The following is a 17,640-nucleotide window of genomic DNA, read 5'->3' as shown; positions in this document are numbered from 1 at the left end:
GTCAATTTTTCTATTTAAAAGAAGATGTTTGAGGTTGATTTCCACTACAGGATGCTCGCTTTCCATGGGGCGAGATTCTTTAGCCTCCTCGGCAAGCCTGCGGGGTCTCAGCCTTCCCGCTTATCCCATAGGAGTCGAGCAACCTTCCGTTCCAATCAACTTCTTTATCAAAAAAAGTAAACCATTCATAAATAAATTAAGTGCAATATATTTCAATTATTTCAACACGTAAAAAAACACCTATCAAGGTGTTTTTTTCTTCATTGATTAAACGAAATAATCTCTTTTAATTCAGACCAACACGTAATACGTGGGATGTCCATCCCTCTATTATATGAAGTGTCTTTCACATATGCTTTTAAAGTTAATTCTGAGAGTGTATTCAATATTTCTGGTTTGTCATCAAAATAATAATCTAAGCCTAATTCTTTTATAATATGAATTTTTTCAGAATCTTTCATTCCACAATAAAATCGATCTTGATGAACTGGAAATCCATTTTTTAATAACCATTCTTTTGTGCGTTCACCATATTCTTTATTTCTAGCAGTCACATAATAAATTTCGTGTCCCTGCTTTTCTAATTCTTGTAATGTTTCAACTGCATATGGAAATGGAGGACAAGTCGTAAAGTATGTCTCTTCTAGATTACTCTTCCACATTTTGCTTCCTTCTTCTGCCGTTAAGCCAAAAGGTTCATGAATTTCAACAGTTTTCAATTCATTGTAAGCTTCTATAGGTATATTTTTATTTAATTTTTTATTATAAATGTGAAAAGCATGCTGTCTTAAATCAATTAAAGTATCGTCAATATCGAAACCGAATTTCATTCTAAAAGTCCTTCCTCATGAAGTAGTATATTTTGGATAGCCTATGAATTTATAATCAGGACCAATTTTCGTTAATTCGATTTCTTCAAGTTCAATCGCTTGTCCCATTTTATCAAACCCAGTACCTTCTAAAAATGTAGGTGCACTTTTTCCACCTATTAATTTAGGAGCTAAATAGACAATCACTTTATCAACTAAATTTTGATTCATAAAGGAAGCATTCACTTCTCCACCACCTTCTACTAATAAAGAAGAGATTGAATGTTCACCTATAATTTTTAGCATTTCGTTTAAATCAACTCGATTTGGATCGCTCGTTACAAATACTTTTACACCTAAGTTTTCTAATTCACTTCTTTTTTGTTCAGAGTGTTTTTGACTTGTGAATATCCATGTTTCTGCTTGTTGATCAGTTACAACTTTTGATTCTAAAGGAATCTTTAAAGTTGAATCTAGTATTACTCTAACTGGATTACGTCCGTTTGGAATTCTAGTTGTTAATTCTGGATTATCTTTTAATACTGTATTTACACCAACTAATATCGCACCAATCTCATTTCTTAATTGATGAACATCATTTCGAGCTTCCGCTGAAGTGATCCATTTACTATCAGAAGAATGGGTAGCAATTTTCCCGTCCAATGTAGACGCTGATTTCATTACGACAAAAGGAATGTTTTTAACAATATATTTGTTAAATACTTCATTCATTTTGATCGATTGTTCTTCACAAACTCCGATGATTACTTCAATTCCCGCATCTTGAAGAATTTTTACTCCTCTTCCAGCAACAAGCGGATTTGGATCAAGTGTAGCAATAACAACTTTTTTCAAGCCTGCACGTACAACCGCCTCTGCACAAGGACCAGTTCGTCCATGATGAGAGCATGGCTCAAGAGTTACATAAATTGTTCCACCTTCAGCTTTATCTCCTGCCATTCTAAGTGCATTAATTTCAGCATGAGGTTCACCAGCTTTTAAGTGAGCACCAATTCCAACAATCCGATTATCATTTACGATTACTGACCCTACTAGGGGGTTTGGATCGGTTTGACCTTTCGTAGCCATGGCATTTTGAATAGCTAAATTCATATAAAATTCATGATTACTCACTTGTACGTCCTCCTTTAAAATGACCAGAACGAACAATTTTAGTCTCTAAATACTTCTCGTTATACTTTGATTTGTCTCCCCATAATTGAATTCTTCCAGATACATTTGCTCCAGAGCTTTGAAGAGCATCCAATTTTCTTGGGTTGTTTGTAATTAAAGTAACTGGTTTTGAACGAAGTGTTTTTAATACTCTAATAGCATCTTCGTAGTTTCGTGCGTCATCTACGAAACCTAGCTCTTCATTTGCTTCAACAGTATCAAATCCTTGCTCTTGAAGTACATATGCCATTGCTTTACTGAATAAACCGATTCCTCTTCCTTCATGGTTTGCTAAATAAAATAATGCACCTGATTTATTTGAAGAAATCATTTTCATTGCTTCTTTTAATTGGAATCCACAATCACAACGTTTACTTCCAAAAATATCACCCGTATGACAAATACTATGCATTCGAATTAGTGCGTCCTCTGAATTTTCAAAGTCACCATAAACTAATACACTTGATTGTTGCATTTCTGCTAAATTGGATGAAGCTAATTTACTAATAATTTTTTCAGTGTTATATGATCCATCGCTACAAAAATCTCCTTCGATATCCTCACAGCGTAGCCAACAATACCATTGAAAAATGACTGTTTCTCCATCTAAATTTACAGGCAGTTTAATTGGTCCAACTAAATAAATTGATTTATCGTTATTTTTTATGACATTAATTTTCTCTTTTAATAAAGAAACTACTTTTTCGTTGATCATGAGGCTTCCTCCTGTTTTCTAACACTATTTCTTAATGATAATATATTTTAATTTTTACTTGTCCATATTTAAACATTTAAGGCATTCTTTATATAGTCACATCAAAGTGATGTTTGAAGGTACTTTCCTGTGTTAGTTGTTGCTTTTGTAAGCTTTCAACTTCTCCTCGTCTAGCATATTCAAATTTCTTTAACACTATTGTACTAGTATCTTTGTTTTGAATAGCATCTTGAATGATTTCTGCTAAAATATCTGCATCTTTCATTGCAATATTTACACCAAGCGCTGCAGTAGGGCTCATTGTGTGTGCCGCGTCACCCATTATAATTAAGCCGTCTTTTACCCATGTTTTGCTACGGCTGCTTTGAACATTTAATAATACAAAATCATTCCAAGATTTTATATTTTCTTGAACTGTTTCAGTCAGTTCTGGAAATGCTTCGATTAGCTGATTTACAAAAGGATTGAAAGATTTACTTCTTAAGTTCGAAAAAGAACCTTCCTCTATGTTCCATCCAATTTGAATGAATCCTCCAGCTTGAGTAAACAAAGCCAATTGTTGTTTATTAATCAAAGTTAATCTAACTGTTGGATCCCAACTTGCTGGTCTTGGTACTTTAGCCCAAAGTAGGTCGTATCCATGTTTTATAATATCCGTGGGTATATTTGCTAATTTTCGGATCGTTGAAAATCGACCGTCAGCACCAATTATAATCGAGCTATTAATTGTTATTTCAGTACCATTCCTTACTGCTTTAACACCAATATAACGACCATCTTGATCTTCTATTAATTTAGACACTCGTGTGCCCATTAAAAGCTTAAAGTTTTCATATTTATTTGCTTCTTTTAAAATAACATTCAATAAATGATTTTGTGGAACATGAATACCAACGTGTTTTGAACCTTGTGATGGAAAAATACTTTTTATTATTTTATTATGATTCCAATATTCAACACGATCCATTAGCAGTAGTCCGTATTCTTTAACTTTTTCATAAAGATGATGCTTTTTTAATATTTGTTCACCTTCAGAATTTAGATGTTCTCCCCTAAATTCTTTATCAATTCCATTATGTCGTTCCACAAGAACTGTCGAAATATTATTTTTTGCAAGCAAATATGCTAATAGTGCACCACCTGGTCCCGCACCTACAATACATACATCTGTATTCATATTCATGTTGTTTTGCCACCTATTTATAGACATTTATTATTTTTCTAAAAAAATTATTTAGTTACTTTATGTAAGTAAGTTTAATTTAGTAATAAACTTACGTCAAGTAATAAATTTATGTATGGTAATCTTGTTATTAATTCAAATTTAGTTATAATATGGGTATAGGTGAGGTGGCTTTAAATGGATTTTTCTTTATTATGCCCTCGGTTTGAAAAAAGCGTAGAGTTAATTAGTAAACGATGGGCAATTCTTATAGTTTTTCAACTTCTTTCTGGATCACAACGATTTTGTACAATCGAATCAACTTTGCCAATTAGCGGGCGCGTTCTTTCAGAAAGACTAAAGGATTTAGAACAAGCAGGTATTGTAAAACGAGATGTATATCCAGAAACTCCAGTTCGAATCGAATATTCTTTGACAGAAAAAGGACTGGCTTTAGAACCAGTTATTAAGGAATTAATGAAATGGTCGCAAGATTGGACAACAATCGATTAAAAATGGTTTTTGTTTTTTGCTTCGCCTTTTAATTATTTTTTAGAATTCAATTGCAAATAAAAGGGATGTCTTATAAGTTAAATTTCTAACTTGTGGACATCCCTTTTTTATTTTGGCTCAGTTTTGATTTTTTTGAGCAAATAATTGTTATATACTTATAAAAATGCCGTATAAATTATATGTTTTCCTTTTGGGCAGAACCAATATATTGCGCTTTGGACGCTCCAAGACCAAATATAAAGAGTAGAATCGATGCACCAACTAATATTAAAAGTGGAATCGTCCAGCTATTGGTTGCATCATGTATAAACCCAAATAGGGTTGGGCCAACAGCCGCAAGCAAGTATCCAATCGATTGGGCCATACCAGATAACTCAGCAGCCTGTTGCGCATTCCTTGTACGTAAGCTAAAAAACATCATGGCTAGGCTAAATGCGAAGCCACCTCCTATGCCTAAAGCGATGATCCACAAGACGATTAAATTTGAACTACCGTATAGTAACCCAAACATCCCAATTAAAAATAAAATTGCTGCAATTGTCACTAACGAACGTTGACTGGACATGCGCCCTGCGATGACTGGGACGATGAAGGTAAATGGGAGCAAAGCCAATAGCATAACAGAAAGCATCAAGCCAGACTGACTTGAATTCAATCCCTGTTGTTTAAGAATTTCTGGCAGCCAGGCGACAAGTACATAAAAGATCATGGACTGCAGTCCCATAAACAAGGTTACTTTCCACGCTAGTGCCGAACCCCACAAATTCTCATGACTGTTAGCCGTTTTATTATGAACAGTATCCCTTTTTGCGTTAAGATGTTTCAACTGTGGTAACCAAATTAAAATAGATATAAAGCTTAAAATCCCCCAAATTACCAATGCGCCTTTCCATCCAAATCCCACTCCAAGTGCAATGGGAACACTCACACCAGAAGCTATCGCTCCAAATAAGTTCATAGAAATGGAATACACGCCCGTCATCAAGCCAATTCGTTCAGGAAATTCACGTTTAATCAGGCCAGGTAACAATACATTACCAACGGAGATAGCTAAACCAAGAATAGCCGTACCTATATATAAAGCAGCAACCCCTGATAGAGAACGTATAGCAATACCAACAGTCAAAAAGACAATGGAACCAAAAATAATTCGTTCCACCCCAAATTTTTGCCCTAATTTAGGTACAATAGGTGAAAAAAACGCAAAAGCTAATAATGGCAACGTGGTAATCATCCCTGCCAATGTATTTGAAATATCCATATCATTCTTAATAAGACCAACAATTGGTCCTACTGAGGTTAAAGGGGCCCTTAAGTTAGCAGCAATAAATACAATACCAACAATCAATATCCAAACTGTTGATTTGCCAACAGTTGAAATGGCCCCTTTATTCTCCTTTTTAATTACTTGATTCATTGAATTCATCCTATCCCCTCCTAGCTTTTGAAAAATTCATGTATTGTAGTTTGTTCAATATGTTTTACTGTAAAGACGAGTTTCGATCTATCCATGAAGAGAGAAATTAAATTGCTAAAGGAATATCTAATCTGTTCAGTTGATTGAGGTATACCTTAGGTTAAGCTATAGAAATTCAAATTCTATATTTTAATATAATATGGAGAACAGCGACATCGTTGGTATGATTGGCATATGAATGAGTGCCATTTGTAGAAAAACTAATCGAATCATATTGATTTAGTGTAAATGTTTCATTATTGACTGTAATTGTAAGGGTTCCAGCCATAACAGTCACGATTTCAGTTGAATTCTGATGATGTTTTTCTGGATGGTAGGTGCTATTCGGCTGTATATAAGCACGATACATTTCCATATTATTATTTACGTTTTGGAAAATCGGCTCAATTGCCCAGTTATTTTCGTCCCCAACAATTTTTAGTCCCTCACCGGCTCTAGATAGATTCACATTATTTTCAGATGAGAATAAAGCCATGAGTGGTATGGATAAGCTATTTGAAATTTTCCATAACATTCCTATTGTTGGATTGGTTTCTCCGCGTTCAATATTTCCTAACGTAAGCTTACTCACACCCGATATTTCTGATAGGTTTTCAAGACTTAAACGCCTTTCTTTACGTAGTTTTTTTAGTACTGTTCCTACTTGTAAAACAACTTGTCTTTGATCATCAGCTTCTAAACTCATTTTGAGCCACCCTTCGCAATATCATGGGAAAATATAAAGTAAAAATAATTATTAATGTTTTACATATTATAGTGGATAAAATAATAATAAATAAACCATTTTGCAAATTATAATATACCAAAATTTTGATTAAGTCTAATAAAACATACTTTGTTACAACACTTTTCTTACTATTATTGAAAAATAACGAAATTGATTTGACCTCTTTTTTAGAGAAAACGCACAAAAACCACAAGGAAGTAAAAATTCCTTGTGGTTTTTCCTCGGCACCCTAATTATTGATTGCCTAACTCATTCTTAATCACGTCAATTGACTTACCTCTATATTTCTTCACTGGTTTTGGTGCATTATCTACAGCAGGGTTTTGCATTAAGAAGTTCTTTTCTACATATGCAAAGTCTTTCGCATCAACTGTACCATCAAAGTTGATATCATCTGAGCGTTTGTTTGTTCCCCAATATGTTTCAATTGCTAGAGCATCATTAATATCGATTACATTGTCTTTATTGATATCTCCCCCCTTTCATTAGATAAAAACACAATTTGAGAAATAAGAAGGTTTCTATATTGAATTACGTGAGAAAGGAACGACTGGAGATTAACTTCAAAGGCTAAACAGTTAAAGTAAAAAGCCTGTCCAAAAATATGAACAGGCTTTTACATTTTAATTATAATCCTAATTGACTCTTAATTGATTCTAATGTACTTCCTTTATAATTTTTAACTGGTTTTGGTGGTGCTGGAACCCAAGGATTTTGCATTAAGTAATTTTTTTCTACGAATGCAAGGTCTTTCGCGTCAACCGTTCCATCGAAGTTAATATCTGCACTACGTTTATTTGTTCCCCAATATGTTTGGATTGCTAATGCATCATTTACATCGATTACATCATCTTTATTTACATCTCCAGCAGTTGCATAAGGAGTACTTTCTGTACCTACTCTATATGATGTACCGTATACATCGTCATCTAAACCAAAGTAAGCGTTAATTCTCGAATATCGCGTTGTAAAATGACCTGGTATATCTTGAATTAATGTATAATCATCTTTTGATGGGTCAATTCCTGTAATATCAAATGACCCATTTTTCGCGACTATATTTGTTTTGACTACTTTTCCATTACGATCAATTACGGTTAAAGTTGGCGAAATTTTTGAGTAATCTTTTGCATAATCATAGTTGCCTTTTGCATCTAAAAATCCTTGAGCATGAATATATCCTTGGAATTCAGTTTGATTATTTAAGATCGAGATTGGCGAAACATTTGAAAAAACATTAGTTGATACATTATTTATATCTGTAAATTGTGAAGTAACTGAGCTAAATGAATAAGCATTTTTCGGATCTAATGGATTAGGAATTTCAATTGTTAAATCCACCATTGGTAAATCACCATCAACTCCAGAAGTTCCGTTAAAGTTAACTGTAACATCTGATGAAGTTGTACTTCCTGATGTAGTTTGTTTAACATCTAGTGATCCACCATGTTTTTGTGCAGCAGAATTCAATGAAATTTTCGTAATTTTTGTCCCTGGGGTATCAGAGAACTTATAATTTGCTTTCGATAGTTTACTTACATTATTTGCATTTAATGTCATCGTTAAAGTTTCACCTGGTTTTACAAAAGCTGCATTAAATTTTGTCGGTTTATTTGCCTCAACAGAAACATATGGTGTATGTTCATTTACAAAATAGTATTGTTTTTGAAGATAACCATTTGTTGCTTCGTCCATCCCTTCAAATTTAACACTTAGAACACTTTGGTCCGGTAACATCGCAATATCATCGGATGCATTACCCTCTTTATCTAGCTTCAAGTTACCATTTGGTAACCAAGAGTTGTAAGAATAGTAAATTTGATTTTGTGTTTGATCTGCAGCCATACCAGCTGCTTTTTTTACATCTACATTATCATCAGTAATCTGAGCTGTTACACCTAAAGTATCCTGACCATCTTTATACTCAACAATTTGTTTACCCGGTAGTTCCCCCTCCACATGCATATTCCATTTAGGTTTTGTACCATCGACAAATAAATCTTGACTAATCGTATATTGTTTTCCATTATCATCTGTACCAATCATTTTTAATACATATTGCCCTGTTTTTGGTACTACCAATTGATCATCTCTTGTTCCAATTGGATTATCTGGGTCATTTGTAAACGGATAGTAAAATCCAAAATAGACGAAAGGAAGTGAAATATCTACACCTTCATTAAATGCTACCCCATCATACGAACTAACAACACCAAGATCTTTACCAGTTTTTGCATCTGAAATAACAACGTCAATTGATCTCATATGTGATTTTAAGGCAATATTAGCAGCATCAGTTCGATTCCATTTTTGACTACTTTGACTAAGCGATTCAGGCACTGATTGTTTATACAATCTAAAGTAATCAAATCCTTGCTCGACGTAGTGAACGCCAAATGGAATGCGATATGTTTCTGATGGATTATCTTTGTTTGTATACACTACATACCCTTCATAAATTCCTTTTTCAGCTGTCTTTGGAATATTTAAAGTAATAGTTCTTTTCTTTTGGCTAATTCCTTTTAATGTAACTGTCGATGGAGTTTGAACAGTTACACCATTTGCTGCTGCATCCTTTGAACCACGTAAGTTTGATTGGAAATTAACTTTTACATCAAATGTTTTTGACTTTTCTCCTCTATTCATTAAAGTGACTGTGCGGTTATTTGAATAGTCATTTCCATCGAATGATACATTGCCGAAGCTAAGTGCCCCTGTTTCTTCATTAATTTGTTTTTCTTTTCCATTAATGATCGTTGGTATTTTTTCTTGCACTTTAATTTCAATCGTTGAATGGATTGCATTATATGGATCAATTCGTCCTGCACCTTGTTCAAATACACTGTATGGCTTACTTAAAGAATCTGCAGTATTCATTAAAATCGCTTTGATATCTTCTGGTTGTAAATTATGGTTTGCTTGCTTTAATAATGCTGCAACCCCTGTTGTAAATGGAGTAGCCATTGATGTACCTGACATACGCTGATATGCTTTTTTATAATCTGTTGGATTGTCTGGATTGTTTATAAAACCTGGTACTGTTGATAATACACTCACACCTGGAGCTGTAATTTCTGGTTTAATATCATAAGTTAATCTTGCAGGTCCTCTTGAACTGAAGTCAGCTAAAGTATCGCCCTGCGTTTTCGCTTCACCTATGTCAGTAAATGTAAAGTTAACAGATCCTGATTGTAGCTTTTGCTTCAAAGCTAGACCATCTGCGTTAGATAGCGAGAACGTTGGAATGAAATTTACACCATCGCCTAAGAAGGTTGGAATTTGTCCTTCAGTTGGATTGTCATTATACATAAGAACTGCTGCAGCTCCTTGTGATTTAGCAACCGCAATTTTAGAATCTAATGTATACGTTCCACGACTCATTAGAACAATTTTACCTTTTACATCTTTACCTGAATATGCTTCTCCTAGATTTACATCTACAACCGAATTCGTTACACCTTTTAATTTTGAAATATCATCCCCAGCGCCTTTTGCCATTAAAAGTAAAGATGCATTTACATTATCGATCGCACCTTTCCCTCCAAGTGTCGTAATTGGAACACTGCTTGCACCTACTGTTAATGCTAAACCAGCCGTTCCTGGTGAACCTAACGTATACATCTTATTTCCTGCATTTCCAGCAGCAACTACTGCAGTAACTCCATTTAGTACAGCATTATTAATTGCAATACTTTCAGGAAGTAGTGGGTCATTATAATTTGCACCTAGTGAAAGGTTCATAACGTCCACTCCATCTGCAACTGCTTGATCAATTCCCGCGATGATATTATCAGTTGTACCGCTGCCACCTGGTCCTAATACACGATATACATAAAGATCGGCATCTGGAGCAATACCAGTTGTTGCATCTTCACTTTCATTTTTGCCTTGCCCTACAATCGTACCTGATACGTGAGTTCCGTGTTCTGTTACGTAATTTGCTGCACCAGTAGCTCCATAAGGTTTACCCGCTTTTATATAATCAGCATAAGTAGTTTCCATTGGATCATTGTCATTATCTACGAAATCGTATCCACCTTTAAATGCGGCTTTAATGTCTGGATGGTTATAATCAACACCTGTATCAATAACAGCTACTTTTACTCCTTTACCTGTATAGCCTTCTTGATGTAATTTATCAATTTGTAAGTAAGAACGCTCATCTGCCATTCCTTTTCCTGTTGAACTTGTAGATGAATCTTTCCCTTCAACCGGAAGCTCCGATTTCACTGTTACATCGCTATAAATAGCTTGTACAGCTGTTGATTTCATTAAATCATTTAGTTTATTTGCAGGGACTTCTAAAGCTACCCCGTTAAATGCATGTTTATATTCACGTTTTATTTTATATGAACCATCAGATTTTGTTTTAAATAAAGAACTTATGTCTGATTTAAACTTAGTATGATCTTCATTCGCATTGCTTGCTGCTTCTGAATCTGATAAAGCTTGTCCTTTTAAAGCAGCTTCTAATACAGCAATTTTCTGTGGTTTTTGTTTAAATGAAACAATTACCGAAACAGTTTCAGGACTATTAAGATTTACATTTGAATCAAGAAAAAGACCTGATTGATCAGTCGTTGAAATCTTTTGTAGAGCTTCTCTTTGTTCTGGAGTTAATTTAGCTAAAATCGTTTCTGCATTTGAGACAACATCTGCTTTCGTTACATTTGAAACATGACTTAAAGAACTTAAAATAAAACTAGTTGATAACGCAGCTACTGTAAGGCTTTTTGCAATTTTACTTTTACTCGTTCTCTTTAACATACTCTTCCCCCATTTATAGTAAGATTCGCAAAATGAAGTTATTAATAGTAGAGGAACTTTGAATCTAAAACTCTAGCTTTTATATTCTAAAAATCCATCAACCTAATAACCACTTCCTATTACTTATTATTAAAAATATTCAAATAATTAACAATCGGGTTATATGGAGTAGATTCTTTCAACGTTTCTTCTTTTCTTTTACAAAATTCGACACTTTTCACAAAAGAAGTTTATAAACTTTCTTATATCTTTATAAGTTTTTCTTATTTTTTTATAAATTAAGTTCGTCGAGAAAATTTAAAATTTAGTTTCTTGGTTGATCTATAGATTCTTTATTAATAAAAATTAAGGGAAGTCGATATTCGACTTCCCTTAATTTTTAAATTATTGTAATCCTAATTGAGTTAATACATCATCTAATGTAACGCCTTTATAAGCAGTTTTTGCTTTTGGTACATTTGATACAGTCGGATTTTTTAGTCCAAAGTTTTTAACAATGAAATCCATATCTTTTTTATCTACTACTTTATCAAAATTAAAATCTGCAGTTGCTTTATTAGTACCCCAATATGTTTGTACTGCTAATACATCTAGAATATCGATCACATTATCTTTGTTTACATCACCTGCTGCTGCAGTTGGTAAATTAAAGGCCAATCTTTTTCCAACTATTTCACCACGTACATTATTCGATAATACAACTTGTTTGTTCATCGTAAAGTGACCTGGTACATCAACTGTTAACGTATATGGATTTACTTCCGCTTTTAGTCCTTCAATAATATACTGACCACTCTTGTTTAAACTTGACGGAGTAGCAGTTGTTTTTCCATCATAAGAAGTAACTTTTACATTTGCCCCAACCTTACTTAAATCAATTGAATAAATAGATTGACCTGAGGCATCTTTTGCCCCTTCAACTTGTACTGTTCCATCTAATCTTGAATAAGTTGGTTTATATTTGATACTTTCCATGTAAGAGTAAACATTATTAGTCTCTACATTTGATTGATCAGTTGTGGAGGCTGTCATCGTAAACCAATTGAAAGCAGATCCTCCATAAAGTCCATCCGTAAACTTTTTAGCCGTTTTAAGGTCGAAATTAAATAATTGTAAGTCTTCTGGTAATGTTTTGTCACCTAAATAAGTGAATGTAATTGTATAGTTCGTATTAGACGGACTTGTTTGAACAGCAACTACAGAAACTTGCGCATCACCATACTGCTTAACTGCATCATTTACTACTACATTCTCAATTGAAGCTAGGTTAGGATCAACTGGTATTGTAATTTTAGATGTTTTTAAGTTTTTAACATTATTTGAACGAACACTATAATTTACTGTGTCTCCATTTGATACGATTTGTTTATTTGCCTTTAAATAGTAATAAGGTAAATTGTGATCCACAAAAACAACTCTTAACATATTAAAAGCATTTCCTATAGTGTTTCTTGCATAATCCATACCATAAAACTGAACTTGTAAAGGTGCAGCTTGTTTTCTAACGACAAGTTTATCAGTGTAATTTCCATTTTTATCTGTATAAATTGGTGCTTTTGGCCATGGACTATTATTAAACGTAACAACTGAATTGTTTGATTGATCAACTGGGAAACCTAGTTTATTTGCTTCCTCTGTTTCAGGATCATTTAAGTGAATGTTAAAATCATATAAGAATTGTCCATTTGAATCAAATTGACTATCATTAGTTTCAATTACTTTTTGGTCTAATGAATCAAAGCTAGAAGTCATAGTTGGTGCACCTAAATCGTAAATAAAATCAGATGACTTTGTGAATGATTTACCTTGTTCATTTGTTCCAACCAACTTTATTTTATAGCGTCCTGGTTGTGCAATTGCTGATAGATAGCTAATTGGATTCTTTGAATCACCAGTAAATGGATAATATGATCCAGTAAATCCTCTTGTAACATAATAAGTTTGATTTTCATTCAATAATATTGGACTCAAGGAACCTATTAATCCTAGGTCTTCACCTGTAATAGAATCTTGTAAAATAATATCTATTGTTTTCATATGTGATTTTAATGAGAATGTAAACGATTCGAAAGGCCAAGCATTTTCAGGCCAAGCTGTATCAGTTGAAAACATTGGTAAGGCGTCAACTGAATCAATGCCTTCATTTATTACACGTCCACCAAATGGAATTTGATATGTTTCTGATGGGTCCCCCGTATTTGTGAAAGTGATGTATCCTTCATATGTGCCTTTATCTGCTGTTTTTGGAATGTTTAAATTAAATTTAATTGATTTTTGGCTAATTCCGTTTAATTTTACCGATGAAGGGCCTGTTAGCGTTATATTGTTTTTAGCTGCATCTAAAGAACCTCTTAAGCCAGTTTGGAATTTTACGTCTACATTAAATGTTTTTGCTTTTTCGCTACGGTTTTTTAATGTAACAATGCGTGAATCAGCAATATCTTGATCATCAAATCCAAATGAACCAAAGCTCATTCCACCTGTTAATTCTTGAATTGATTTTTGTTTTCCATCAATAATTGTTGGCGTTTTATCAACTACTTCTAATTCTACATTTGAGTGGATTGCTTCATAAGCATCTACTCGTCCGCTACCTTCTTCAAAGACACTATAAGCTTTTGATAATGTATCTGCTGTATTCATTAAGATTGATTTAATATCTTCTGGTTTTAAATCTTTATTTGATTGTAGTAATAAAGCCGATACCCCAGCTACATAAGGTGTTGCCATTGATGTACCTGATAAACGCTCATACGCATACTTGTAATCTTCTGATTTTGTTCCATCTACTGTTTTGTCGTTTACATAGAATGGTACAGTTGAAAGGATTGACACACCAGGTGCAGTTACTTCCGGTTTAATATCATAGTTTACTCGAGATGGACCTCTAGAGCTAAATGACGCTAATTCATCTGAAGCAGTCTTTAGTTTTGTGAAATCACCAAATGTAAAGTCTGTTTTTCCGGCTTTAATTGCAGCAGCGATTGTATCACCTTCATCATTTGAAACTGAAAACGCAGGAATCGCATCGACTGATTCACCAAGGAATGATTGTATTGCACCTTCTGCTTTATTCGTTTCATCGTTATACATTAAAACTCCAGCAGCGCCTTTTGCTTTTGCATTTTTGATTTTGTCTATCAATGCAATCGAACCACGTTTAATGAACGCAATCTTACCGTTTAGATCTTTTCCATTAAAATCTGCTGGGTTTGCTAGTCCAACATCAACAAGTTGATATGTTTTACCTTTTAATGTAGTTAAATCATCTTTATAATTTCTTGCTAATTGTCTTAATGAATAATTTTTACCATCTTGTACACCTGCATATTGATAGATATCAAGTGCGATAGATGAAGCACCAACTGTTAAAGCTAATGCTGCTGTACCAGGTGAACCAACCGTGTACATTTGATCCCCACTATTCCCTGCTGCAACAACTGTCGTTACTCCACTTAATACGGCATTGTTTACCGCAATTGAAGTCGCATATAGTGGGTCATTTAACGTTGCACCTAATGACATATTAATAACATTCATACCATCTTTTACAGCTCTGTCAATCCCGGCAAGAATTGCATCAGTTGTCCCGCTACCATATGGACCAAGTACCTTATAAGAATAAATATCCGATTCTGGAGCCGCACCAATAGTTTTATATTCACTACTCGCTTTCCCACGACCGCCAATGATTCCCGCTACATGTGTACCATGCTCAGTATAGTATGCACTGCCACTCACAATTTCTGCTTGGCCAGATTTTTTCCAATCTGCATACGTTGTCTCCATTGGATCATTATCATTGTTTACGAAATCATATCCACCTTTATATGCATCTTTCAAATCTGGATGGTTATAATCAATACCTGTATCTAAAATCCCTATTTTAATTCCTTTTCCAGTAAATCCTTCTGCATGTAATCGATCTAAAGCGTCATAAGGTGTATAGTTTCCAACATTTGCTTCATCTGCTTTTAACTGATCGTTTTCCTTAGGAGGATCAATTGAAAATGTTTGGTTACTCCAAACTGTTTTTACAGCTTTTGATTTTAATAGGTTTTTAATTTGATTTGCTGGTAGTCTCATTGAAACACCATTAAAGGCATTTTTATATGAACGATTAATCGTATAATCTACCTTTTTAGTTTTGCCATTTTCTAATACTTGACCTACATCTTTAGCAAATGTTTCATGATCTTGATCGACTAAGTTTATTGCTTCAGATGCAGTTAATGATTTACCTTCTACACTTGCTTCGATTTGAGCAACTTTAGCAGGTTTATTTGCAAACTCAACAATAACACTTGTTTGTTCCTTTGAGTTTAAATTAATATCTGAAGAAATTTGAAGACCTGATTGTTCATTAGTCGAAAGCTGTTCAAGTGCTGCTCTTTGCTCTGAAGTTAAGTTTGCTAAAATATCTTCTACATTTCTTGGACTTGCTGCTTTAGTACTAGTAGTTACTTGTCCAAGTGAACCAAGAATAAAACTAGATGTTAAAGCTAAAACGGTAAAGCTTTTTAAAAACTTTTTTTCTGTCCTTTTCCCCATTTCTCTTCCTCCTAGAAAATTTACAACAAGGTAGAAATCTACATTGAAGTACAAAAATATTCTTACTTTGACAAAAATATGGATTATTTCCCAAAAAATAAACAATTTCTCTGTTTATTCAACTTCATTATTGAGAATTTTCAATCTTTTATCAATCGGGTTATCGAGTCCCTATATCACATGGTTTATAGAATAACCCGAACAAATTCCGACAATTTTCTTGTCTGAAGTTTATAAACATTTGTTATAAATTTTGATATTTTGAAATAAATTCCATTTACTTATAACAAAAAAAGTCTATAGACAACGAATACTCGTTATCTATAGACTTTTAATTTAAAGCTTTATGCATCAATTTAAAGTTTTTGTCTACTTCAATTGCCTTTTCATATTCTTTTTGCTCGATATAGTGATTATATAAGATCTTTCCATACTGCTCAAAAAATGAGGTATTATTAGTGTCTATAAGCTGTGGCACCACTACTTCAGCTAAAAATTGATAATATTGACTTGAATTTTTTTTACTTTTCAAAGCTAATAATTTATACAGATTAAAATAGATTGGACATGATTTTTTAGCTAACTTTGTCCCTGTTTCTATTTTTTCTAAAAGATTCTTTTTTTTCAATAACTTTGCATCTAAACATGCTTCAGTAAAATGATATAATCGCCTTAAATATTTTATTGATGATTTATCAGTTAGTAAAAATGCTTCTTCAAAGAAACTAACTGCTTGATCAAATTCCTTTCTTTTATAAAACTCTTCTCCTAAGTTAAATAAAATATTTATTTTACTTTCATGAGCACCTAAAATGACACAATTATGAATCAAATCCTTATAGTTTTCTACTAACACTAAAAAGTCAATGTCTCTTTCACTGTCCAATTGCATTAGCATTAAGATTTGAGCATTCATAGCACTCACATGATTATATGTTTTATTAAAAAATTGAAGAGCTTTTTTTGCATATGTAAATGCGGATACTTTCGCTTTTGCATGATGATATGCTACTGCTAAGTGATAGTAATACTCTTCATTATTATACTCTGCTATTTTAATTTGTTTTAAAAGGTTCACAGCAGTTTGACATTCTTCACCGTGGGCAGTTCTAAATGTACTGATACAGTATATTCCTTTAATGTGTAGAAGAACATTCTTCTCATAATTAGATAATGTCTGAAACTCTTTTTCTACGTAATCAATTATATTTTTTGCTTCTGTAAACATATTTTTATGAAGATAATATCTCCCTTTTAATAGCAGATAGTTTGCAGCATGTTTTGAAGCCAGAATGAACGGATTTTGATCTAATACTACTTTTACTCCTTCAATCTGTGGTGTTCTTTGCATAATAATTGCTTGATTCCACTCATTTAAATGCTTCTCTATAAGATAAAATGATTCAATTTCTTTGTTTATATCAATTTCTAACTTTTGAGCCAATTTGTAAATAATTTCTTCTGACAAAGTAACTTTTCCACTTTCAAACCTACTAATATACGCTTTACCACAAATTCCTTCACCTAAGTTAGACTGACTAATTCCTTTTTTCTCTCGATAATATTTGATGATTTCTCCAACTAACATATTTAGCCTCCTCTATATTAGGCAACGTTCAAATTGAACAAAAAAGTATCATTTATTGTAAATTTTTCTAAATATAAGAAAGCACTTGATAAATCTAATGTTTTGATTCAACATTAGAACGTATTATTTTTCAATTACATTAGACTCAATCGCGAAAA

General features: G+C 33.2%; 11 protein-coding genes. 1 reads left to right on the top strand and 10 read right to left on the bottom strand.

Annotation, left to right across the window (positions count from 1 at the left end; genetic code table 11):
- Positions 1-260: 260 nt before the first annotated feature.
- The 4 genes from AB1282_RS10765 to AB1282_RS10750 form a co-directional block, all read right to left on the bottom strand.
- A complete protein-coding gene (locus AB1282_RS10765; protein ID WP_056471648.1) occupies positions 261-830 on the bottom strand; it encodes a 5' nucleotidase, NT5C type in 570 nt (189 codons plus the stop codon).
- A 15-nt stretch (positions 831-845) separates the two neighbouring features.
- Positions 846-1,943: a bifunctional diaminohydroxyphosphoribosylaminopyrimidine deaminase/5-amino-6-(5-phosphoribosylamino)uracil reductase RibD gene (ribD, locus tag AB1282_RS10760; protein ID WP_429899068.1), complete on the bottom strand. Its 1,098-nt coding sequence runs from the start codon at positions 1,941-1,943 to the stop codon at positions 846-848.
- Entirely contained in the window at positions 1,936-2,697 is a 762-nt protein-coding gene (locus AB1282_RS10755; RefSeq protein ID WP_429899067.1) for a GTP cyclohydrolase II, read from the bottom strand. Before AB1282_RS10755 ends, ribD begins: the two co-directional genes overlap by 8 nt.
- An 88-nt stretch (positions 2,698-2,785) precedes the next feature.
- A complete protein-coding gene (locus tag AB1282_RS10750; protein WP_056471640.1) occupies positions 2,786-3,880 on the bottom strand; it encodes an FAD-dependent monooxygenase in 1,095 nt (364 codons plus the stop codon).
- A gap of 177 nt (positions 3,881-4,057) precedes the next feature.
- Between AB1282_RS10750 and AB1282_RS10745 the strand changes: the two genes are divergently transcribed.
- Complete coding sequence (locus tag AB1282_RS10745; protein ID WP_056471635.1) at positions 4,058-4,372, top strand: winged helix-turn-helix transcriptional regulator; 315 nt, start codon at positions 4,058-4,060, stop codon at positions 4,370-4,372.
- Between the two features lie 175 nt (positions 4,373-4,547).
- Here the strand turns inward: AB1282_RS10745 and AB1282_RS10740 are convergent, their stop codons facing one another.
- From AB1282_RS10740 to AB1282_RS10715, 6 genes are all read right to left on the bottom strand, one after another.
- Positions 4,548-5,798 carry a CynX/NimT family MFS transporter gene (locus tag AB1282_RS10740; protein ID WP_429899066.1) on the bottom strand — a complete coding sequence of 417 codons (1,251 nt, stop codon included), beginning with the start codon at positions 5,796-5,798 and terminating at the stop codon, positions 4,548-4,550.
- A gap of 166 nt (positions 5,799-5,964) precedes the next feature.
- Positions 5,965-6,534 (bottom strand): helix-turn-helix domain-containing protein, encoded by a 570-nt coding sequence (locus AB1282_RS10735; RefSeq protein ID WP_429899065.1) that lies wholly within the window; start codon positions 6,532-6,534, stop codon positions 5,965-5,967.
- A gap of 275 nt (positions 6,535-6,809) precedes the next feature.
- Complete coding sequence (locus AB1282_RS10730) at positions 6,810-7,046, bottom strand: dockerin type I domain-containing protein (RefSeq protein ID WP_429901124.1); 237 nt, start codon at positions 7,044-7,046, stop codon at positions 6,810-6,812.
- A 157-nt stretch (positions 7,047-7,203) separates the two neighbouring features.
- Positions 7,204-11,343, bottom strand: a complete 4,140-nt coding sequence (locus AB1282_RS10725) for a S8 family serine peptidase (protein WP_429899064.1) — start codon at positions 11,341-11,343, stop codon at positions 7,204-7,206.
- 384 nt (positions 11,344-11,727) lie between these two features.
- Complete coding sequence (locus AB1282_RS10720; RefSeq protein ID WP_429899063.1) at positions 11,728-15,894, bottom strand: S8 family serine peptidase; 4,167 nt, start codon at positions 15,892-15,894, stop codon at positions 11,728-11,730.
- Between the two features lie 331 nt (positions 15,895-16,225).
- Positions 16,226-17,482 carry a helix-turn-helix domain-containing protein gene (locus AB1282_RS10715; RefSeq protein ID WP_056471625.1) on the bottom strand — a complete coding sequence of 419 codons (1,257 nt, stop codon included), beginning with the start codon at positions 17,480-17,482 and terminating at the stop codon, positions 16,226-16,228.
- Positions 17,483-17,640: the final 158 nt, after the last annotated feature.

Origin of the sequence: Gottfriedia sp. S16(2024) (assembly GCF_050473765.1) — a bacterium.
Taxonomy (GTDB): Bacteria; Bacillota; Bacilli; order Bacillales; family Bacillaceae_G; genus Gottfriedia.
Note: the sequence above shows the minus strand (reverse complement) of the source record. Positions and strands in the feature narration are given on the sequence as shown.